Origin of the sequence: Sphingopyxis sp. LK2115 (assembly GCF_014595975.1) — a bacterium.
Taxonomy (GTDB): domain Bacteria; phylum Pseudomonadota; class Alphaproteobacteria; order Sphingomonadales; family Sphingomonadaceae; genus Sphingopyxis.
In genome coordinates this window covers 40,974-61,613 of record NZ_JABWGQ010000040.1, presented here as the reverse complement: position 1 = coordinate 61,613, position 20,640 = coordinate 40,974, and the positions used below count along the sequence as shown (strand labels likewise).

At 65.3% G+C, this 20,640-nt stretch carries 26 protein-coding genes; 16 read left to right on the top strand and 10 right to left on the bottom strand.

What is annotated here, in order from left to right:
• Positions 1-3: 3 nt before the first annotated feature.
• A complete protein-coding gene (locus HUW43_RS07645) occupies positions 4-282 on the top strand; it encodes an ETC complex I subunit (RefSeq protein ID WP_188236834.1) in 279 nt (92 codons plus the stop codon).
• 125 nt (positions 283-407) lie between these two features.
• Here the strand turns inward: HUW43_RS07645 and HUW43_RS07640 are convergent, their stop codons facing one another.
• The 5 genes from HUW43_RS07640 to HUW43_RS07620 form a co-directional block, all read right to left on the bottom strand.
• Complete coding sequence (locus HUW43_RS07640) at positions 408-623, bottom strand: DUF4170 domain-containing protein (protein WP_188236833.1); 216 nt, start codon at positions 621-623, stop codon at positions 408-410.
• An 81-nt stretch (positions 624-704) separates the two neighbouring features.
• On the bottom strand, positions 705-1,061 hold the full coding sequence (locus tag HUW43_RS07635) for a hypothetical protein (protein WP_120219073.1): 357 nt from the start codon (positions 1,059-1,061) through the stop codon (positions 705-707).
• Entirely contained in the window at positions 1,045-1,428 is a 384-nt protein-coding gene (locus HUW43_RS07630; protein ID WP_188236832.1) for a DUF3618 domain-containing protein, read from the bottom strand. Before HUW43_RS07630 ends, HUW43_RS07635 begins: the two co-directional genes overlap by 17 nt.
• Positions 1,428-1,877 (bottom strand): phage holin family protein, encoded by a 450-nt coding sequence (locus HUW43_RS07625; protein WP_188236831.1) that lies wholly within the window; start codon positions 1,875-1,877, stop codon positions 1,428-1,430. The genes HUW43_RS07630 and HUW43_RS07625 overlap by 1 nt, the downstream gene beginning before the upstream one ends.
• Before the next feature lie 7 nt (positions 1,878-1,884).
• Complete coding sequence (locus tag HUW43_RS07620) at positions 1,885-2,475, bottom strand: hypothetical protein (protein WP_188236830.1); 591 nt, start codon at positions 2,473-2,475, stop codon at positions 1,885-1,887.
• A 152-nt stretch (positions 2,476-2,627) separates the two neighbouring features.
• Here HUW43_RS07620 and eno point away from each other — a divergent pair, with 152 nt between their 5' ends.
• The 7 genes from eno (at position 2,628) to HUW43_RS07585 (ending at position 8,870) form a co-directional block, all read left to right on the top strand.
• A complete protein-coding gene (gene eno / locus HUW43_RS07615) occupies positions 2,628-3,902 on the top strand; it encodes a phosphopyruvate hydratase (RefSeq protein ID WP_188236829.1) in 1,275 nt (424 codons plus the stop codon).
• Between the two features lie 70 nt (positions 3,903-3,972).
• Positions 3,973-4,296 carry an FtsB family cell division protein gene (locus tag HUW43_RS07610; protein ID WP_188236828.1) on the top strand — a complete coding sequence of 108 codons (324 nt, stop codon included), beginning with the start codon at positions 3,973-3,975 and terminating at the stop codon, positions 4,294-4,296.
• Between the two features lie 209 nt (positions 4,297-4,505).
• The gene (gene pdhA, locus HUW43_RS07605; RefSeq protein ID WP_188236827.1) at positions 4,506-5,576 is read left to right on the top strand and encodes a pyruvate dehydrogenase (acetyl-transferring) E1 component subunit alpha; all 1,071 of its coding nucleotides are present in this window, start codon (positions 4,506-4,508) and stop codon (positions 5,574-5,576) included.
• A 1-nt stretch (position 5,577) separates the two neighbouring features.
• A complete protein-coding gene (locus HUW43_RS07600) occupies positions 5,578-6,996 on the top strand; it encodes a pyruvate dehydrogenase complex E1 component subunit beta (protein ID WP_188236826.1) in 1,419 nt (472 codons plus the stop codon).
• A 47-nt stretch (positions 6,997-7,043) separates the two neighbouring features.
• Complete coding sequence (locus HUW43_RS07595) at positions 7,044-7,712, top strand: hypothetical protein (protein ID WP_188236825.1); 669 nt, start codon at positions 7,044-7,046, stop codon at positions 7,710-7,712.
• An 85-nt stretch (positions 7,713-7,797) separates the two neighbouring features.
• Positions 7,798-8,523: a serine O-acetyltransferase gene (gene cysE / locus HUW43_RS07590; protein WP_188236824.1), complete on the top strand. Its 726-nt coding sequence runs from the start codon at positions 7,798-7,800 to the stop codon at positions 8,521-8,523.
• Positions 8,523-8,870, top strand: coding sequence for a DUF2794 domain-containing protein (locus HUW43_RS07585; protein ID WP_188236823.1), 348 nt, complete (start codon positions 8,523-8,525; stop codon positions 8,868-8,870). The genes cysE and HUW43_RS07585 overlap by 1 nt, the downstream gene beginning before the upstream one ends.
• Positions 8,871-8,873: 3 nt before the next feature.
• Here HUW43_RS07585 and HUW43_RS07580 read toward each other — a convergent pair whose 3' ends face one another.
• Complete coding sequence (locus HUW43_RS07580; protein WP_188236822.1) at positions 8,874-9,311, bottom strand: nuclear transport factor 2 family protein; 438 nt, start codon at positions 9,309-9,311, stop codon at positions 8,874-8,876.
• 72 nt (positions 9,312-9,383) lie between these two features.
• Between HUW43_RS07580 and HUW43_RS07575 the strand changes: the two genes are divergently transcribed.
• Positions 9,384-10,289 carry a LysR family transcriptional regulator gene (locus HUW43_RS07575; protein WP_188236821.1) on the top strand — a complete coding sequence of 302 codons (906 nt, stop codon included), beginning with the start codon at positions 9,384-9,386 and terminating at the stop codon, positions 10,287-10,289.
• Here HUW43_RS07575 and HUW43_RS07570 read toward each other — a convergent pair.
• Positions 10,286-11,332 (bottom strand): hypothetical protein, encoded by a 1,047-nt coding sequence (locus HUW43_RS07570; RefSeq protein WP_188236820.1) that lies wholly within the window; start codon positions 11,330-11,332, stop codon positions 10,286-10,288. The two genes, HUW43_RS07575 and HUW43_RS07570, sit on opposite strands and share 4 nt — an antisense overlap.
• Before the next feature lie 261 nt (positions 11,333-11,593).
• A complete protein-coding gene (locus HUW43_RS07565) occupies positions 11,594-12,496 on the bottom strand; it encodes an SDR family oxidoreductase (protein WP_188236819.1) in 903 nt (300 codons plus the stop codon).
• A gap of 202 nt (positions 12,497-12,698) precedes the next feature.
• On the opposite strand from HUW43_RS07565, the gene HUW43_RS07560 reads away from it, so the two are divergent.
• Positions 12,699-14,063, top strand: a complete 1,365-nt coding sequence (locus HUW43_RS07560; protein ID WP_188236818.1) for an OprO/OprP family phosphate-selective porin — start codon at positions 12,699-12,701, stop codon at positions 14,061-14,063.
• A gap of 14 nt (positions 14,064-14,077) precedes the next feature.
• On the opposite strand, the gene HUW43_RS07555 is transcribed toward HUW43_RS07560, so the two are convergent.
• On the bottom strand, positions 14,078-15,499 hold the full coding sequence (locus tag HUW43_RS07555) for a WS/DGAT/MGAT family O-acyltransferase (protein WP_188236817.1): 1,422 nt from the start codon (positions 15,497-15,499) through the stop codon (positions 14,078-14,080).
• A gap of 98 nt (positions 15,500-15,597) precedes the next feature.
• On the opposite strand from HUW43_RS07555, the gene HUW43_RS07550 reads away from it, so the two are divergent.
• Entirely contained in the window at positions 15,598-15,831 is a 234-nt protein-coding gene (locus HUW43_RS07550; protein WP_317450841.1) for an Rrf2 family transcriptional regulator, read from the top strand.
• Positions 15,832-15,850: 19 nt separating this feature from the next.
• On the opposite strand, the gene HUW43_RS07545 is transcribed toward HUW43_RS07550, so the two are convergent.
• On the bottom strand, positions 15,851-17,440 hold the full coding sequence (locus HUW43_RS07545; RefSeq protein WP_188236815.1) for an AbgT family transporter: 1,590 nt from the start codon (positions 17,438-17,440) through the stop codon (positions 15,851-15,853).
• A gap of 56 nt (positions 17,441-17,496) precedes the next feature.
• On the opposite strand from HUW43_RS07545, the gene HUW43_RS07540 reads away from it, so the two are divergent.
• The 5 genes from HUW43_RS07540 (at position 17,497) to rpsO (ending at position 20,449) form a co-directional block, all read left to right on the top strand.
• Positions 17,497-18,090 carry a thymidine kinase gene (locus HUW43_RS07540; protein ID WP_188236814.1) on the top strand — a complete coding sequence of 198 codons (594 nt, stop codon included), beginning with the start codon at positions 17,497-17,499 and terminating at the stop codon, positions 18,088-18,090.
• Complete coding sequence (locus HUW43_RS07535) at positions 18,083-18,625, top strand: GNAT family N-acetyltransferase (protein WP_188236813.1); 543 nt, start codon at positions 18,083-18,085, stop codon at positions 18,623-18,625. The genes HUW43_RS07540 and HUW43_RS07535 overlap by 8 nt, the downstream gene beginning before the upstream one ends.
• A 97-nt stretch (positions 18,626-18,722) precedes the next feature.
• A complete protein-coding gene (locus HUW43_RS07530) occupies positions 18,723-19,127 on the top strand; it encodes a DUF6491 family protein (protein ID WP_223181368.1) in 405 nt (134 codons plus the stop codon).
• A 32-nt stretch (positions 19,128-19,159) separates the two neighbouring features.
• Positions 19,160-20,155 carry a tRNA pseudouridine(55) synthase TruB gene (gene truB, locus HUW43_RS07525; protein WP_188236812.1) on the top strand — a complete coding sequence of 332 codons (996 nt, stop codon included), beginning with the start codon at positions 19,160-19,162 and terminating at the stop codon, positions 20,153-20,155.
• A gap of 24 nt (positions 20,156-20,179) precedes the next feature.
• Positions 20,180-20,449 (top strand): 30S ribosomal protein S15, encoded by a 270-nt coding sequence (rpsO, locus tag HUW43_RS07520; protein ID WP_188236863.1) that lies wholly within the window; start codon positions 20,180-20,182, stop codon positions 20,447-20,449.
• Positions 20,450-20,640: the final 191 nt, after the last annotated feature.

The window sequence follows — 20,640 nt, the reverse complement described above, 5'->3', positions numbered from 1 at the left end:
ATCATGAAAGCGCGAATCTACCAGAAGCCCAAAAATGCGATGCAGTCGGGGCGTGCGGGCACCGATCGCTGGATGCTGGAGTTTGCCCCCGCCGAGGCGCGCAAGGCTGACCCGCTGATGGGCTGGGCGGGCAGCGGCGACACGCAGCGCCAGCTGCGGCTGAGCTTTAAGAGCCGCGAAGACGCGGTCGCCTACGCCGAAAAATATGGGATCGAGGCCGAGGTGATGCCGACGCCCGCGCGCAAGCTGAAGATCCAGGCCTACGCCGACAATTTCCGTTGACGCGGATTCATCAACTCCGTTCGTGCTGAGCCTGTCGAAGCATCGTTCTTGCTTTTGCGACGCCTGAAAGAAAGAACCGCCCTTCGACAAGCTCAGGGCAAAGGGAGTGTTTTGATCCCGCCGCGCTACTCGGCGTCGGGCTGCAACAGCTTGTGCAGGTGGACGACGACATATTTCATTTCGGCATCGTCGACGGTGCGCTGCGCGGCGCTGCGCCACGCCTTTTCCGCCGATTTATAATCGGGATAGAGGCCGACGACATCGAGATTGTTGAGGTCGATGAAGTCGAGGCCCTGCGGATCGCTGACCCGGCCGCCGAACACGAGGTGCAATTTGCTCATGGCTGCTTTCCTTGCGGATAACCGCTGGTTGGGGGAGAAGCGGCGCCCCCTACCAGCGCTTTTCCTGTCCCGCAAGCGGGCTCATTCCTCGCCCGATCGTCCCTTGGGCAGCAGCGAGCCGATGAGCGCGCCAACGGCGACCGCGCCGGCCACCAGCGCCAGCGGCTGCTTTTCGGCAACCTCCTTGAGCTTGCTGTTCGCGCGCTTCGCCTGCACCTTGCCTTTGGCATAGGCCTCGCTTGCCGCTTCGCGCGCGGCGCCCGCCTGTTCGCTGGCCCGCGCCGCGATCTCTTCGGTCGCGGCGCGGGCGCGGCCATAGCCTTCCTGGATGCGCGCCTTTGCCGCCTCGGCGGTCAGGCGAGCGTTCTCGGCGGTTTTTTCCGCAAGCTCACTCGCTTTCGCACGTGTTTCGCGCGCGGTTTCACTGAACGGCTTCATCATCTTCCTCCACTTGTCCGGTGTCATCTTCGTCGGCCGTGTCGGCACGAAAATGATCGGCGACGCCCGCCGCCATATCCTGCACCTTGCGCGCCAGTCTGGGCGCATGCTCCCTGATCGGTTCGCGCAGCAGCCAGGCGATGCCCGCTGCAGCGGCGATGGCAATCGGCCAGCGATTGTCGCGAAACTCCTGCCGAACCGCGTGCGCGGCATCGTCGACCTTGGCCCGCACGCGATATTTGCCGCGGTCGAGCAGCGCCGCCGGGTGCAGCGCCGCCTTGGCGACATCGAGCCGCCGATAGAGCTCGGCGCGCTGGAGCATCGAGCGGCGCGCGGCGGCGATCAGGCGGTTGCGCGTGCGCGGCATCAATCGTCCGCCCCTTCATTCACCAGGTCGCGCCGCAATGCGGTGCGAATATCGTCATACGCCCGCCGCGCACGCCAACCGGCGAGCGCCGCGATCGCCAGCAGCACCGCGACGACGATGATCGTCGCGAGCAAAGGCCCCGTGTGCGGTGCGAGCACAAGGATCGCGCCGAACGCGAGCGCGAGCATCGCGACGCCGAGCGCGCAAGCGGCGACGGCGCCCCACGCGGCGCTCCACGTCGCGCCGTGCAGTGCCAGTTCGCCCCGCGCCTCGATCAGCGCCAGTTCGGCCTTTGCCGTCGCCGACAGATTTTCGACGACGTCGCCGACGATCTTATCGAGCGGCACGGGTTCGCTGGTCGCCCGGCGACCATCGGGCGCATAGCCGTGGCTTACGCCGTCAAAGTTCTGGCCGGCGGATGCGGGGGTGTTGGAGTCGGAGGATGCCAAGGCCCGATCAATCGTTCGAACCGCCCTTGAGCATACGGGCGAGCACGAAGCCGATCACGGTCGCGGCGCCAACCGCGATCGCGGGATTCTTCTTGACCATGTCGCGCGTCGAAGCTGCAAGTTCGTCGAGATCCTTCTTGTCGAGCGTCGAGGCGAGGCCGGCGACGGTCGAGGCGGCCGAGCGCGCATAGTCGCCATACTGCTTGCCGAACTTGGCATCGACAGTGCCCGCGCTGTCTTCGAGCAGCTTGGCAAGGCTGCCCACCGCTTCGGCGGCCTTGTCCTTGCCCTTGATCGCGGCATCGCGCGCCGATGCGGTGGCCTGTTTCTTGAGCGCTGCGGCTTCCTGCTTCAGCGACGCCGCCTTCTTTGACGCTTCGGACTTGATCGTGTCGCGCGTCACCGCCAGCTGATCGCGGATCGGATGCTCCTTGGCGGTCTTTGTCGACGCGGGCTTGCGAGCAGGCGCCGCCTTGGTGGCTGCGGCCTTCGCCGGGGCCTTGGGGCGGGGCGCGGCGGCTTTCTTGGTCGCGGGCGTAGCGGCTTTTGCCATCATCTTGTCCTCTTCTGTCGTGTCGGGCGCCGCGCGGGCGGGCATCCTTTTGATCCTGTCCTGTATATAGCAAGCGGCGCCTTTTGGTTCCATAGCCGCGCAAAAATCCTATGCATATTGCGTCGGCGCGCAGCCGCCGATAACAGGCGGGCGCCTTATCCATCCGGCCGCTGCGGCCGCCAGCAGGGACATTATCCATGACCGCCATCATCGACATCCATGGCCGCGAAATCCTCGATAGCCGCGGCAATCCAACCGTCGAAGTCGACGTGTTGCTGGAGGATGGCAGCTTCGGCCGCGCCGCTGTGCCGTCGGGCGCCTCGACTGGCGCGCACGAGGCGGTCGAATTGCGCGACGGCGACAAGGTGCGCTATCTGGGCAAGGGCGTGACCAGGGCAGTCGCGGCGGTGAATGGCGAGATTGCCGAGGCGCTGATCGGCCTCGATGCCGAGGACCAGCGCGAAATCGACATGGCGATGATCGACCTCGACGGCACCGCGAACAAGAGCCGCCTCGGCGCCAACGCGATCCTCGGCGTCAGCCTGGCCGCCGCCAAGGCCGCGGCCGATGCACGCGGGCTGCCGCTTTATCGCTATGTCGGCGGCGTGTCGGCGCGCACCTTGCCGGTGCCGATGATGAACATCATCAACGGCGGCGAACATGCCGACAATCCGATCGACGTGCAGGAGTTCATGATCATGCCCGTCGGCGCGGGCAGCATCGCCGAAGCGGTGCGCTGGGGCAGCGAGATTTTCCACACGCTGAAGAAGGGCCTGTCGGCCAAAGGCCTTGCCACCGCGGTCGGCGACGAGGGCGGCTTTGCGCCGAACCTCGCCTCGACGCGCGCCGCGCTCGACTTCATCGCCGCGTCGGTCGATCAGGCCGGCTTCAAGCTCGGCACCGATGTCGTGCTCGCGCTGGATTGCGCGGCGACGGAGTTCTTCAAGAACGGGAAGTATGAAATCAGCGGCGAGGGGCTTTCGCTGAGTCCCGAACAGATGGCGGACTATCTCGCTGCGCTTGTCCGGGATTATCCGATCTTGTCGATCGAGGACGGCATGAGCGAAGATGATTTCACGGGCTGGAAGGCGCTTACCGACCTGATCGGCGACAAGTGCCAGCTCGTCGGCGACGATCTGTTCGTCACCAATCCCGCGCGTCTCGAACGGGGGATCAGGGACGGCCTGGCCAATTCGCTGCTCGTCAAGGTCAACCAGATCGGCACGCTGTCGGAAACGCTTGACGCGGTCGATATGGCGCACCGCGCCCGCTACAGCGCCGTCATGTCGCACCGTTCGGGCGAGACCGAGGATTCGACGATCGCCGATCTTGCGGTCGCGACCAACTGCGGCCAGATCAAGACGGGCAGTCTTGCACGTTCGGACCGGCTGGCGAAATACAACCAGTTGATCCGTATCGAGGAAGAGCTGGGCGACATGGCGCGCTATCCGGGCATGGCGATTTTCGGCTGATCGCAACGCGAGGGGGCAAGTGCGCGCTGGCGCCTTGACGCCGTGAATCACCTGTGATTCAAGGGCGGCGATGATGCAGCGCCACAAGTTCCGCAAATCGATGAGCCGGGCGACCGGGCCGGCGCTCGCCGTGATCGCGGTGCTGGCGATGCTGGGCTATGCGATTTTCGGCCCGACGGGGCTTTACGCCTGGGGCGAATACAGCCAGTCGGTCGAAAAGAAACGTGTCGTCTTGAGCGAGCTGACCAAGAAAGAGCGCGAGCTTCAGAACCGCGTCAACCTGCTCGACCGGCGGCGCGTCGATCCCGATCTCGCCGAGGAATATGTGCGCTCGAAGCTCGGTGCCTATCACCCTGACGAGGTGATCATTCCGATGGAGCCCGAGGCGAAGTAACGGCTCCCGTCGTCATCATCAGCCCTTCGGCTGCCTTGCAGGCGCCGCGTATAAACTCGCGCGCCGCGTTCGCGATGACGGGCCTGTTTTGCGCCAGATGCTGCATACGTAACGGAAGCGGGCGCGTTGCCAAGCGGGCGTTGCCAAACCCGCTGCGCCGCTCCTATAGGGGGCCTTGCCGTAACGGCTAATCGCAAAGGAAATCCGCCTTGGCCAAAGCACCCGCGCGTAAGACTGCCGCGCCAAAAAAAGTCGCCTCCACCCCCGCTCCATCGTCCAATCGCGAGCAACCGCGCGACCCCGTCCCCTATGAGGCGACACCGGAGGAGCTTGAGAAATTCTATCGCGACATGCTGCTCATCCGGCGTTTTGAAGAAAAGGCGGGGCAGCTTTACGGATTGGGCCTGATCGGCGGTTTCTGCCACCTCTATATCGGACAGGAAGCGGTCGCGGTGGGGCTTCAGTCCGCGCTCGACGGCGACAGGGACAGCGTCATCACCGGATACCGCGACCATGGTCACATGCTTGCTTACGGCATCGACCCCAAGGTCATCATGGCCGAACTGACCGGCCGCGCCGCAGGCATTTCAAAGGGCAAGGGCGGCTCGATGCACATGTTCAGCGTCGAGCACAAGTTTTACGGCGGCCACGGCATCGTCGGGGCGCAGGTGTCGCTCGGCACCGGGCTTGCCTTTGCGCACAAATATCGCGGCGACGGCGGCGTGGCGATGGCCTATTTCGGCGACGGGGCCGCGAACCAGGGACAGGTTTACGAGAGCTTCAACATGGCCGAGCTGTGGAAGCTGCCGATCATTTTCGTGATCGAGAATAATCAATATGCGATGGGCACGTCGGTCAACCGCGCGTCGGCCGAGGACCAGCTCTATCGCCGCGGCGAAAGCTTTCGCATTCCGGGGATGCAGGTCGACGGCATGGACGTGCTGGCGGTGCGCGGCGCGGCCGAAGCGGCGCTCGAATGGGTGCGGGCGGGCAAGGGGCCCGTGCTGATGGAATTGAAGACCTATCGCTATCGCGGCCATTCGATGTCCGACCCCGCCAAATATCGCAGCCGCGAGGAAGTGCAGGCGGTCCGCGACAAGTCGGACGCGATCGAGCATCTCAAGAAGCTGATGACCGACGCCGGGATCGGTGACGACCGGATCAAGGATATCGACAGGGAGATTCGTGCAATCGTCGCCGAATCGGCCGACTTTGCCGAAAGCGCGCCCGAACCCGACCTGTCCGAACTTTATACCGACGTGCTGGTGGAGCAGTATTGAGATGGCCATCGAACTGAAGATGCCGGCGCTTTCGCCGACGATGGAAGAAGGCACGCTCGCCAAGTGGCTCGTCAAGGAAGGCGACGCGGTGAAGTCGGGCGACATTCTGGCCGAAATCGAAACCGACAAGGCGACGATGGAGTTTGAAGCGGTCGACGAAGGCACGATCACCCGGATTCTGGTTGCCGAAGGCACCGACAATGTGAAGGTCGGCACGGTGATCGCGACGATCGCGGGTGAGGGGGAAGAGCAAGACGTCGCCCCCGCGCAGGCGGGGGGCGCAAGCAACAGCGCGCCCACGTCAGCGGCCGCGACGGGAGGCGCCGGACTCCCGACGCCTTCCTCGGCGGCGATGGATGAGACTGCGCCCGCTCCCGCTGCGGACAGGCCCGTCGCGACCGAACGCGCCTCTGACCCTGCGATTCCCGAAGGGACCGCGATGGTCAGGCTCACCGTCCGCGAAGCGCTGCGCGACGCGATGGCCGAGGAGATGCGCGCCGACGACCGCGTCTTTGTGATGGGCGAGGAAGTCGCCGAATATCAGGGCGCCTACAAGGTCACCCAAGGACTGCTCGACGAATTCGGCGCGCGCCGCGTCATCGACACGCCGATCACCGAATATGGCTTTGCCGGGCTCGGCGCGGGCGCGGCGATGGGCGGCCTCAAGCCGATCATCGAGTTCATGACGTTCAACTTCGCGATGCAGGCGATCGACCACATCATCAACTCGGCGGCCAAGACCAACTATATGTCGGGCGGGCAGATGCGCTGTCCGATCGTGTTCCGCGGGCCCAACGGCGCCGCGGCGCGTGTCGGCGCGCAGCACAGCCAGAATTATGCGCCCTGGTATGCCAGCGTCCCCGGCCTGATCGTCATCGCGCCTTATGACGCCGCCGACGCCAAGGGTCTGTTGAAGGCCGCGATCCGCACCGAAGACCCCGTCGTATTCCTTGAAAACGAGCTGCTTTATGGTCGCAGCTTCGAGGTTCCCGATGTCGAGGATTTCGTCCTGCCGATCGGCAAGGCGCGGATCATGCGCGAAGGCAGCGACGTTACGATCGTCAGCTATTCGATCGGCGTCGGGCTGGCGCTTGAAGCCGCCGACCAGCTCGCGGGCGAGGGCATCGACGCCGAGGTGATCGATTTGCGCACCTTGCGTCCGCTCGACACCGCGACGGTGCTGGCGAGCCTCAAGAAGACGAACCGCCTCGTCGTCGTCGAGGAAGGCTGGCCGGTCTGCTCGATCGCCAGCGAGCTCGCGATGGTCGCGATGGAACAGGGTTTCGACGATCTCGACGCGCCCGTGATGCGCGTGTGCAACGAGGACGTGCCGTTGCCCTATGCCAATAATCTTGAAAAGGCCGCCCTGATCGACACGCCACGCGTGGTGAAGGCGGTGAAGGCGGTTCTCCATCGTTAGCTTGTCGCCCCCGCGAAGGCGGGGGCCGTCATCGGCCTTGCCCTTCCATGCCGAGTAAACCGACAGCGACCCCCGCCCTTGCGGGGGCAACGGCTGAACCCGGCGCCTGTCCCGACATGCGCGATCCGCGCGTCATGGTCGCGGTGCCGCAATCGCGGCGCGCGGCCATGGCGGCGCTGTGGGGATTGGCCGCGCGTCTGACGAAATTGCTGGTCGAAGCGCGCGAACCGCTGATCGGACAGATCAAGCTTGCGTGGTGGCGCGACATGATGACGATGCTCGCAAGCGATCCCGCGGCGCTGCCGAAGGGTGAGCCGCTGCTCGCCGAATTGCAGGCGAGCTGGAGCGGGCAGGGCGGGCTCGATGCGCTGGTCGATGCGGCCGAAGCTATGCTGCTCGCTGACAGCGACGCCGATCGGTGCGCGGCGTCCGAAGATTTCGGGATGCAGCTGTTCGTCCTGTCGGGCGGCGGTAACGCGGCGGGCAGGCGCTGGGGGCTGCTGTGGGGCGCGGGCGTCGTCGGGGCGGATGATGCGGCGCGCCGGCTTCTGGCCGAGGCCAAATACGCCGACGTGCCAGCGCGCGCTGTTTTCGGCGGAAACCGCGCGCTGCTGATGCTTGATCGTTGGGCCGCGGCGATTGCGGCGCGCGATGGCGAACGGCACCTCAGAAGCGAGGGAGTGCTGCTTTTGCGTATCGGGTTGTTCGGCCGTTGATCGAATAAATGCCGCCGGGGGTGGAAATGGCGCCTGCGACCATCTATCTTGCGCGGTACAGAAATAGGGTCGCAGGGGACAGTTTATGTTCAACGGGCTGATCGCCTATCTCGATTCGATCAAGGCGCGCGACCCCGCGCCGCGTTCGCGCTGGGAAATCCTGCTCTATCCGGGTCTGCTCGCCGTCGGGATGCACCGCATCGCGCACTGGCTGTTCGAGGCGCGGCTGTTCTTCCTCGCCCGCTTCGTCAACCATCTGTCGCGCTTCCTGACTGCGATCGACATCCATCCGGGTGCGACGATCGGCCGGCATCTGTTCATCGACCATGGTTTCGGCGTCGTCATCGGCGAGACGGCGGAGATTGGCGACAATGTCTCGATCTATCAGGGGGTGACGCTCGGCGGCACGGACCCGGCGAACGGCATCGGCGGCAAGCGCCATCCGACGCTTGCCGACGACGTCATCGTCGGATCGGGCGCACAGATATTGGGGCCGATCACGGTCAATGCGCGCGCGCGCGTCGGAGCCAATGCCGTGGTGACCAGGGATGTGCCTGAAGGTGCGGTGATGGTGGGCATCCCGGCGCGTTCGACCTTGCTGGACGCAACCGAATATGCGCGCGAGTTCGTGCCATACGGCACGCCGTGCAGCGAAACCTTCGACCCCGCGACACAAAAGGTCGAGCTGTTGCAGTGCCAGCTCGAACAGATGCAGAAGCAGCTCGCGGCGCTGATCGCCGAACGCGACGCGGCAAGCGGCACCGAAGTCGAAGAGGCGCCGCGGCGCAGAGGGAGCCGGAAAAGCGCCTGATGGGAACGGTCACGCCCCTGCCGTTCCATGGCCGGACGGCGCCGCTCCAGACCGGTTTCGAACGCCCCGAACTCATGCGCATCCTCGATCTTTACGGCCGGATGGTGGCGGCGGGGCACTGGCGCGACTATGCGATGGATTTCCACCGCGACGCCGCGATCTTTTCCGCCTTTCGCCGCGCTGCCGAGCGCCCCGAATATCGCATCGAAAAACGTCCCGCGCTGCGGAACCGCCAGGGCATGTGGGCTCTGGTCTCCGAAGGCGGGGCGATTTTGAAACGCGGGGACGAACTGTCCAACATTCTCGCGCCCGTCGAACGCAAACTGTTGAAACTGGTCGGCGACTGACCGTCAGTCATCGGCGCCGCGGTGTGCGGCGAGGACGGCGTCGTAATTTCCGAGCACGCGTTCTTCCAGGGCGGTGTCGCCATATTCGACGATCTCGACAATCTTGCCGCCCGAAAAGCGAAACAGGAAGCAATATTCATTATTATATCGCTCGCCGCGCTTCGTCATCACATCGCCGCGGACCTCGGCGACGACGGTGTCGCCTTCGGCGATCAGGTTGATCGCGCGCGCTGTATAGGTCGTCGCGAACAGCCCGAACAACGGCGCGAACAGGTTGCGGCGCACCGCTTCCTGTCCTTCGAAGCGGCGCGACCAGCTGGCATGGCCGGTAAGCCGCCAGACATAATCGGGGTGGACTGCCGCCCCAAAGGGCGCCCGGTCGCCGGTTTCGAGCGCGGCATAGATGCGGCGGATAGTCTCTTTGTTGGCCTGTGCCGTCATCGAATTATCCTTTCGACGCCGATCATGCCCGCGGCTAGACCATAACAAAAATGAATATGGTGGATATCGGCTATGCGTGAAACGGATTTGGATCGCTGTGACCTCAATCTGCTGCGCATATTGCTCGCGTTGCTCGAAACGCGCGGGGTGTCGGCGGCGGCACAGCGCGTCGGATTGTCGCAGCCGGCGGTCAGCCGCGCGCTCGGGCGCCTTCGCCGCGATTTCGGCGATCCGCTGCTCGTTCGCACCGGCGGCGGCATGGCGGCCACGCCGCGCGCGGTCGCGCTGCTCGATCCGCTGCGCGCGCTGCTTGCGAAGACGGCGGCGCTCTATCGCGCCGAAGCGTTCGACCCGGCGTCGGCGCGGCAGGTCTTTCGCGGCGCCATGCCCGATGTGATAGCGGCGACGATCCTGCCGCGGTTCGCGGCGTTGCTGCTGGACGAAGCGCCATCGTGCCGCATCGAGATCGTCCCCTGGGCGTTCGGCGCCATGCCCGGCGCGGCGGCCGAGATCGATTTTGCGATCAGCTGCGAGCCGCATCTCTATCCTTCCATGCGGATGGAGCCGCTGTTCGAGGATGACGACCGGCTGGCGGTTCGCGCCGATCGCGCCGCGGCGATTGCCGCGATGGGGCTGGCGGAGATTGCCGCCCTGCCACACGTCGCCGTCGCCACTGCCGCGATGCCGCATGATCCGGTCGACCGCTGGTGGCGCGCCGTGGGGGTGGAACGCAATATCGCCGTGGCGGTGCCGCATTATCTTCAGGCGCTGCACCTGGTCGCGAGCAGCAATCTGGTTGCGGTGCTGCCGTCGCGTTTCTGCGCCGGGCCAGGCGCGGCGCTGGGCGTGGCGGCGCTGGACTTGCCGCTGGCCCCGTCGCCGGACCGGCAATGGCTGTTCACGCCCGTGACAGCCGAGGCCGATCCGGCATCGATCTGGCTGCGCGCGCTCGTCCGGCGCGCGGCAGCGGCGGTTTAGGCGGCGGCGGGCAATTGCCCCGCCACATTCGCGGGCAACAGGGCGACGACGGCGCGGCGCGCATTCTGCCAGAAGGCCGACAGCAGCAACAGCGCCGAGCCGATCACGAAGGCGGTGAGCGCGACGTTGAGTTCGACCGCGCCGAACTGGTTGAACAGCTGCGTCAGCGCGAACAGCACATAGGCGAGCGCCGAGACGAGCAGCGCGCGGCGGTCGATCGCGAGCGCGATCAGCCCGAACAGCACATAGATGGCAACGACCATCACCGCGGCGCCGCTGCCGATATTGTCGCCTTGGGTCACGCCGAGCAGGTGAAAGATCGGATGCGCGATCATTGGCGCGGCGAGCAGGTGGAGCCAGAAGGCGACGTCGCTGCGCCGTGTCTGGCGCGCGCGGTCGCTCTTGTCCCACCACATGGCGAGCGCGAAGACGCCGAGTCCCGCGACGAGAACCAGCGCCATCACCAGCGTCGGATTATGATCGGGAACCCCGGTCAGCGACAGGATCAGCGCGATCGCGGTCGCGGCGAGGGCAGCCGTGCCCGCCGCGACGGTGATCGGCACCATGAAGCGCTTCCAGTGCAGCCAGGTCGCGCCCGCGGTCACCGCGGCGATCGTTCCGACGAGCAGTGCGCCGACGGTTTCGCCCGGACTGCTCCCGAAAATGGCCTCGCCATGTTCGACGAGGAAACCCGCCATTGTCGCAAAGACACCGCCGGCGAAAGCAAGGACAAGGATGATGCTGGGCAGCGCCATGCGGCGACGACGCGTGAAATATTCCGCCAGGAGCCAGGCCGAGCTGGCGACGAACGCGCCCGCCAATGCGCTGTGAATCGATTCGCCGATCCACGCCACCGCGACGAGCAGGATCACCGCCGCGATGCTGACGAAAATATCGTTGAAGCCCGTGATGAGGCGGAAGGATTCTTCATCCGCTCCGGGGGCGGCGCGCAGCGATGCGACATGACCCCGAAAGGCTGCTGCGGCCTCCGGCGTCAATATCTTTGCATCGACCGCAGCTTGCAGGTCGCTTTCACTATACATCGGGGTCGTCCTTCCCAGACTGATCCCCTTGCCCCGCGGCGACTATTCCAGAACTGTATTGCTGTGTCAACACGGTATGGCGCCATCCTCGGCCATGACGCCAATCGGAATCGACGTTGCGAGGATCGAAGCGACGCGGCAATCCAGAGCAGCGAAACCGCTCTGGATTGCTGCGCTTCGCTCGCAATGACGAGTTTGGAAACCGGACGTCGTCAGAATCGCAATCCCCACGGCTTGGCCACAGGGAGGATCATCCGACGATCACCCCAGCGCCATCAGGGCCTTCATCACATTCATCGACTGTTCGCTGCCCGATTGCGGGACGGTGTCGCCGGTGCGGTCGATGATCTTGTCCCACGCGGCCGCGACGCCTTCGGGGGTGCGCTCGCTTTCGGGCAGCGCGACGCCGGGGGTCATGGTGACATAGGCGGCGTGATAGGCGCCCGCGCCCGCGCCGACGATCATGTTGGTCGGGGCGTCTTCGCTGACCAGATAGAGCGCGGCCGGAACGACATTTTCCGGTGTGAACTTCTCGAACAGCTCGGCGGGGAAAATATCCTCGGTCATCCGCGTGCCCGCAACCGGTGCGATGGTGTTGCAGCGGATATTATATTTTGCGCCTTCGAGGTGCAGCGTCTTGGTGAGACCGGCGAGGCCCAGCTTCGCCGCGCCATAATTGGCCTGGCCGAAATTGCCGTAAAGGCCGGTCGACGATGCGGTCATCAGGATGCGGCCATAGGCCTGGTCGCGCATCAGGTCCCAGCATGCCTTGGTGACATAGGCGCTGCCGAGCAAATGGACCTTGACCACCAGGTCGAAATCGGCGGGGTCCATCTTGGCGAAGCTTTTGTCGCGCAGGATACCGGCATTGTTGATGAGGATGTGGACGCCGCCCCATTCCTCTTTCGCCCTGGCCACCATTTCGACCATCTGTTCATATTCGGTCACGCTGCCGCCGTCGGGCATGGCGGTGCCGCCAGCGGCGCGGATTTCCTCGACGACTTTGAGCGCCGCGTCCGAATGGCCGGTGCCATCGCGCGCGCCGCCCAGGTCGTTGACGACGACCTTGGCGCCGCGTCGCGCGAGTTCGAGCGCATAGGCGCGGCCAAGGCCGCCGCCCGCGCCAGTGACAATGGCAACGCGGCCGTCAAAATTGATCGTCATGATGGTCTCCCGCAAAAGGCCCTTCGCGTGAAAGGTTGCCCGAAAAAACTGGAACGTCCTTAGCCGCTCGCGCCTCGCTGGCAAGGGGGCAGGAAAAATGGCGATGCAACAAAAATGTCATGTAAATGACGTGTAACGGTCACTTATACGCCATAACGGCGTCGCCAGTTTGTAACCTTTTCGTCACGGAGCTTTCCCTTCCATGCGCTATTCGCTGACCGCCGCCCTGCTGGCGACCTCGATCTTCTGCCTGCCGACGGCGGCACGGGCGCAGGCGATGACGGCTGAGGAAGCTGCCGCGCTTCGCGCCGAGCTGGCGGCATTGAAGGCGCAGGTCGCGACGCTCGAATCGCGGCTCGACGCCGCGACCGTGCAGCCAGTGCCGACAACGGCGCCCGCGCCGACGCCCGCGGTGCCTTCGGTCACCGCCAAGCCCGCGAGCGCGATTGCCTGGAAGGGCGCGCCTGAGATCGGGACCGCCGACGGCTGGAGCTTCAAGCCGCGCGGGCGGATGCAGCTTGATCTGGCCGCAGTCGACACGCCGGTGGGTGCGACCGGCGTGCGGGGCGGCCTTAAAACCGAGTTCCGCCGCATCTATCTGGGCGTCGATGGAAAGATTCCCGGCGGTTTCGCCTATCGCGTCGAGGCTGATGTCGCGAACAGCTCGGTCGAGCTCACCGACGTTTACCTGACCTATGGCACCGGTCCGCTGTCGATCACGGCAGGACAGATCAAACCCTTCTGGTCGCTCGACGAGATGACGAGCGACCTCTTCACCAGCTTCCTGGAGCGTGCAGCCTTTGCGCAGGCCTTTGGTTTCGAGCGGCGCGTCGGCCTGTCGGCGCAGTATAAGCGCGGCGACCTGCTGCTTCAGGCGGGGGTGTTCGGCGACAATGCCGAAGATCTGCTCGACGACAGCAACAATGCGGTCAGCCTCGACGGTCGCGTCGTGTGGATGCCAAAGCTCGCCGATGCCCAGCTGCACCTTGCCGCGTCGGGCCACTGGCGCGACCCCAATGACCCGGCGGCGCTCGGCCGCTATCGCGCGCGGCCCTTCGTTCACACGACCGACGTTCGGCTGGTCGATACCGGACTGATCGATGTGGCGAGCGAGCGCGGCGTCGGGCTGGAGGGCGCGGTGATCGCGGGGCCGTTCCACGCCGCGGGCGAAGCCTATTGGCACCGCGTCAACCGCACCGGCTCGGCCGATCCGACCTTCTTTGGCGGTTATGCCGAGGTCGGGATGGTGCTGACGCCGGGCGACCGCCGCGGATATAAGGACGGCGGTTTCGATCGGCTGAAGCCTTCGAAGCCGATCACGGCCGGCGGCATCGGCGCGTTCGAGCTTAACGCCCGCTACGATCATCTCGATCTCAACGACGGCGGAATCGTGGGCGGACGCCAGCAGGCGGCGTTGATCGGGCTTGTCTGGGCGCCGATCGACTATATCCGCATCACCGCCAACTATGGCAAATTGTGGATCGACGATGCACGCGTCGCGACGGCGACGGGGGACCGCGATTATACCGCGGACAGTTTCGGACTGCGAACGCAGGTCGATTTCTGACGCGGATCGGCGGTTTATTTCGGCTTCTTGATTCCCGCTGCCGTTTCGAGTTCGACCAGAGCATCCTCCAGATAGTCGATCATCCGCTGTGCATGGGGCACGCTGCGGCGACAGGCGGTGATGCCGAAATCGATGTTTTTGAAGTTCGACACCTGCGTGATGTTCATCGCCATGCCGTCGACAGGGATGCTCGCGGGATACATGCCGTCGAGGCGCGCGCCGTTCCAGTACATCTGCTCGCGCGGGCCGGGGACATTGGAGATGGTCGCCGAATAGGCCGGAAACCTGTCGGCGGTGCGGGTGAGCGCGGTGAGCATCATCGGGAAGCTGGTGATCGCGGTGTAGAGCTGGATCTGCTGCGCGGTCATCGCGCGCAGCTGCGCCTTCGCCGAGTTCATCGATTCCTGGATCGCCGCCATGCGGCTTGCCGGATCGTCGATGTGCGTCGCAAGGTTCGCGGTGACGGATGCGACCGAATTGCCCGAATCGACGTCGTCCTTGGGCCGGATCGACACCGGCGCCATCGCTTTCAGGGGCTTGTCGGGCAATTCGTTCAGCGACTGGAGATATTTGCGCATCGCGCCCGCACACATGCCGAGCACCGCGTCGTTGATCGTGCCGTCATAGGCCTTGCCCATCGCGCGCACGCGTTCCAGCGACCAGCTTTGCGCGACGAAGCGGCGGGCGCCCGTGATATTGCGGTTGAAGCTGGTGCGCGGCACCCCGGAAAAGGGCGTGACCAGCCCGTTGCCGCCGATACCGAACATGGCCGCAAGATATTGGTTCAGCGCCCTGGTGACACCGACGCTGTTGCCCCATTGTTCTTTAAGGAAATTGCCGATCGCCTTGATGTCGGTAAGGTCGGGGCGCGGCGGCTTTTTGGGGGCGGGGAACTTGCGCTTATAGGCCTCATAGGCTTCGACCGACAGCGGCGAGGCGGTGCGGCGCTCGTCGGGGTCGGGCGAGAACATCGAGTTGTAGAAATGAATGCTCGCCGCGCCATCCATCAGCGCGTGGTGGATTTTCTTGAAGGTCGCGATCTGGCGGTTTGGCAGGCCCGAAATGAGCGTGATTTCCCACAGCGGCCGCGTGCGGTCGAGGAGGCTCGAATGGAGCCGCGAGGCGAGCTCGAACATTTCGCGATAGCGCCCCGGCTTGGGCAGCGCCGCGGCGCGGACATGATAGTGCATGTCGATGTCGCGGTCGGGGACAAGTCGGATCGGGCCGTACTGGCCGAAGGGGGTGAGCTTCAGCACTTCGCTGAACGGCCGCCTGAGGCCTTCCGACTGGCGGAGGAGAGCAAGCTGGTCATTAAGCCACTCGGTCTCGTCGACCCCGTCGGGCAGCGTATAGAGGTTGATGCCGCCGATGTGCATCGGCATCTCGCGACTTTCCCCCCACAGGAACATCGCATCGGTCACCGGCATCAACCGCATGGCAGCTCTCCCCTATGCTGCGTCTTGTCCGCGCAGCATGGCAGGGGAGGCGGACGAGTCAAGGTCAGGCCCGGAACGGCAAAGCCCGCGGGCACGGCGTGCAACGGCACAGCGATTATGCGCTGCGGATACTGGTCGCGCTGGCGGCGACCGGCAAGCGGATGCCGGTGGATGAGATCGCCAGCCGCAATGGGATTTGGCGCAACCATCGGGCCAAGGTCGCGCAGCGGCTGCAAAGGCTGGGCCATATCCGCGCGCACCTCGACCGCCACACGCTCGCCGACCTGATGCCGCAGCCCGCGCGGTTCCGCGCGATGCCCGGCGCGGAGTGAGGCCGCAGGAGCCGCCCGGTCAGGGCGTGGCGGTCGGCACCGCAATATGAACGCTCGCGCCCGGCCCGAGGGGGAGGTCGAGCGCGACCCAGCCGATCACCAGCGCCATTCCGGTAACGAGCAGCCCGATCGAATAGGGCAGCATCGTCGCGGCGAGGCTGCCCAGCCCGAAGCTCGGTTGCCAGCGCTGGCAGAAAATCAGGATCAGCGGGAAATAGACCATCAGCGGGGTGATGATGTTGGTCGCCCCGTCGCCGACGCGATAGGCTGCGGTCGTCATTTCGGCGCTGATGCCAAGCAGCATCAGCATGGGCACGAGGACGGGGGCGAGCAGCGCCCACTTGGCGCTTGCCGACCCGACGAACAGATTGAGCGCCGCGGTCAGCAACACGATGGCGGCGAGCAGCACGGGCGCGGGCAGGTCCATCGCCTTCAGCCCGTCGGCGCCATGGACGGCGAGAATCAGCCCCAGGTTCGACCAGGCGAACATCGCGACGAAATGCGCCGCGGCAAAGGCGAGGACGAGATAATAGGCCATGTCGCCCATCGATTCGCTCATCATCTTCACAAGGTCGCGGTGGTTGCCGACGACCCCGGTGGCGCGGCCATAGGCCCAGCCGGCGAGCAGGAAGAGCAGGAAAAAGCCCGCGACCAGCGACTGGTAGAAGGGGGTGAAGCGCCCCTCGGGCGGCCCGTCCTCGGCGATCAATGGCGTGCCGGGGCCGAGCGTGAAGAGCAGCCACAGCCCGACGACCAGGAGGATCGCAAGCCCGGCATGGCGCAGCCCCTTGCGCTCGCCGTCGTTCAGCGGACGGTCCTGTTCGCCGATGTCGCCCTTTGCCGCGAGACCGGCGGGGACATAGGTGCCAAGGCGCGGCTCGATGATACGGTCGGTGACGTACCAGATGACCGGCAGGAAAATGATGAGCATCGCCGCGATGAAATACCAGTTGCCCGCGATATTCGCCTGCCAGTCGCCGAACACCGTTTCGACCGCCGCCTCGGTAATGCCGAACAGCAAGGCATCGAGCTGGCCCGGCAGCAAGTTGGCCGAAAAGCCGCCCGACACGCCTGCAAAGGCCGCGGCGATCCCCGCGACGGGATGGCGCCCGGCGGCGTGATAGATCACCGCCGCAAGCGGGATCAGCACGACATAGGCGGCATCGGCGGCAAGATTGCCCATCATCGCGACAAAAGCGACAAGCGGGGTGAGCATCCATGTCGGCGCGCCGCGCACGCTTGCGCGCATCGCCGTGCCGAACAGGCCGCTGCGCTCGGCCACGCCCGCGCCGAGCATGACGACGAGCACATAGCCGAGCGGATGGAAATGGGTGAAGGTCGCGGGCATTTCGACCCACAGCCTTGCGATATTGTCGGCGCTGAGCAGGCTGGTTGCAGCAATGACTTTCTGCCGCCCGGTTTCGGGATCCACCTCGGTCGGGTGCAGCGCCGACCAGCCCGCCGCCGACGCGATCGCCGAAATGACGACAAGCATGCCGACGAGCCACAGAAACAGCACGACGGGATCGGGCAGGCGGTTGCCGACCCGTTCGATCCATCCCAGCACGCCCTTTTGCGGTGGCGTGGCGGCGGCGGTGCTGTCGGTCATCCTCAATCCCTTTTCGATCGGCTTGTCGTTCGCGTGGCGCCGACTATAGCCGGGCCATGGCCAAGCTCTACTTTTATTATGCCAGCATGAACGCAGGCAAATCGACTACGCTGTTGCAGGCGGATTTCAACTATCGCGAGCGCGGCATGGAAACAATGCTGTGGACCGCGGCGCTCGACGACCGTTACGGCGCGGGACGGGTGGCGAGCCGGATCGGCTTGATGGCCGAGGCGCGCAAGTTCGATCCCGAGACCGACCTGTGGGCCGCGGTGACGGCGGAGAATGCCGGGCGTCCGCTGGCCTGCGTGCTCGTCGACGAAGCGCAATTCCTGTCGCGTGAGCAGGTATTGCAGCTGGCACGGCTTGCCGACGAAGCGAATATCCCGGTGCTCTGCTATGGGCTGCGAACCGATTTCGCCGCGAACCTGTTTCCGGGCTCGGCGGCGCTGCTCGGCCTTGCCGATGCGCTCGTCGAACTCAAAGCCGTGTGCGAATGCGGGCGCAAGGCGACGATGAACCTGCGCGTCGATGAAGGCGGCCGCGCGGTGGTCGAAGGCGCGCAGACCGAAATCGGCGGCAACGACCGCTATATCGCGATGTGCCGGCGGCATTTCATGCAAAAGCGGCGCGAGGCGGCGGCCGATGCTTGACCGGCTTTATGTCGAGCTTGCCGACGGCGACCTTCGGCTCGTCAGGCTTGCCGAGGCGCATCGCGAAGCGCTGCGCATTGCCTGCGCCGCCGACGCCGACATCTGGCCAATTTATTCGTCGAGCTTTGACACCGAGCATTTCGACGCGAGCTTCACCGCGCTCGTCGGGCATGAAAGCCGGATGCCCTATGCCATTTTCGACGGCGAAACGCTGGTCGGCATGACCGCGTGGCTGCGTCCCGATGTGTCGGCGCAGACGATCGAACTGGGCAACAGCTATATTCATCCCGCGGTGCGCGGCACGGGGCTCAACGGCCGGGTCAAGCGGCTGATGCTCGATCATGCGTTCGCGGTCGGCATCCGCCGCGTCGAGTTCCGCATCGACGAACGGAACGGGCGGTCGCAGGCGGCGGTCGCCAAGCTCGGCTGCACCAAGGAAGGCGTTCTGCGCGCCGAGCGCATCACCTGGACCGGGCATGTGCGCGATACCGGACTGTGGTCGATATTGGCGGACGAGTGGGCCGTTCGATCCTGATCCTCATCCTCGCGAGGGCCGGGATGAGGTGTCGGGGTGGGGCGCCGTCGCGGCGATGTCAGCATCCGTTCAGCCTGCTCCTGCTAGGCGAGTCGCCATGAAGATACTCGCACTCTCCCTGGCCGCTGCGCTCCTTCCCCTTTCGGTCGCGGCGGCCGACGAGCCCGCCACGCAACCGCGCGCGCTCGGCGTCGAATCGGGCATCGTCTTTCCGAACGACAGCTCGATCCGCAACTGGCGCGCCGATGGCGAGCGCGGCGTCTGGATTCAGGACCGCCGCGGCGATTGGTATTATGGCACCTTTGCGGGATATTGCCGCGACATCGACTTCGCCCATGCGATCGGCGTCGAAACGCGCGGCGCGGCGCGGCTCGACCGTTTTTCGGCGATCATCGTGCGCGGCGAGCGCTGCCCGCTCTCCTCCTTCGTGACCTCCGCGCCGCCGCCGTCGAAGCGCGACAAGTCGAAGGACATCATGGGCGAAAAGCCCGCGGCAAATTGACAAGCGCCGCCCGGCGCGCCTAGCGCGCGCCCGTGAACGGCTGGATCATCCTCGACAAACCCCTGGGGCTCGGCTCGACGCAGGCGGTCGGCGCGGTCAAGCGCGTGTGCCGCGAGGCGGGGCTGGGCAAAGTCAAGGTTGGCCATGGCGGGACGCTCGATCCGCTCGCTTCGGGGGTATTGCCGATCGCGCTGGGTGAGGCGACGAAGCTGTGCGGGCGGATGCTCGATGCGAGCAAAGTCTATGATTTTACGGTGCGGTTCGGGACGGAGACCGCAGGACTCGATGCCGAAGGCGAAGTTGTGGCGATAAGCGAGGTGCGGCCGACACTCGCGGAAATCGAGGCGGTGCTGCCGCGCTTCACCGGGCCGATCGAACAAGTGCCGCCCGCCTTTTCGGCGATCAGGATCGACGGGCAGCGGGCATATGATCGGGCGCGCAAGGGCGAGGCGGTCGAGATGAAAGCACGGGGCGTAACGGTTTATTCGCTCCAGACCCTCGCTTTTGGGAGAGCGGCTGGAGCGGGAGCCGTCGGCCTTGCGCCAGGCGGATGGCCCGCACCCGCTGCGACCAAGCGGGCAGGCTCGCAAGTCTCGCTGCCGTCCCAGGAATGGCAGGGCGTGGATGAAATCACCCTCACGGCCCATGTTTCCAAGGGCACTTATATCCGCAGCCTTGCCCGCGACATCGCGCGCGCCGTCGGCAGCGTCGGCCATGTCACGATGCTCCGCCGCACCAAAGCCGGGCCTTTCACGCTTGAACAGGCGATTTCGCTGGACAAATTGCGCGCTTTCGGCCAAGGGGCCGCGCAATCAGAAATTATTCTGCCGCTCGAGGCAGGGCTGGTCGACATCCCGGCTCTTGACCTTTCCCCGGAAGCGGCAGGGGCGATCCGTCAGGGTCGCGTCTGGACCGGGGTTAGCACGCACGACGGGCTCTATTGGGGACGCGACGCCGAAAACCGGCCCGTTGCCTTGATCGAGGCTTTGGCGGGAAGGCTGAAGGTCGTGCGAGGCTTTAATCTGTAAGACACGATGTTCGAGGAAGAAACCATGTCGATTACCGCCGAGCGCAAAGCCGAAGTCATCAAGGACAATGCCCGTGCAAAGGGCGATACCGGTTCGCCGGAAGTCCAGGTCGCGATCCTGACCGACCGCATCAACGCGCTGACCGAGCATTTCAAGGCGCACCACAAGGACAACCACAGCCGCCGCGGCCTGTTGATGATGGTCAACAAGCGCCGCAGCCTCCTCGACTATCTGAAGAAGAAGGACGAGGCCCGCTATTCGGCACTGATCGCGAAGCTGGGTCTGCGTAAGTGACGCAATCGTTCGGCCCCCGGTAACGGGGGCCGTTTACATATGGCGTATTCCCCGCGGCGGGGGATCGCTGCAAGCCTTCAGCGACCGTCAAGGCCGATCGCGGCCCCCGTCTTCGCGGGGGCGACGGAAGGAACAAGGGCCGCTCCCGCATCCGGCGGGACCGCCATTGGGGCATCAAAGCGCCCCGCACC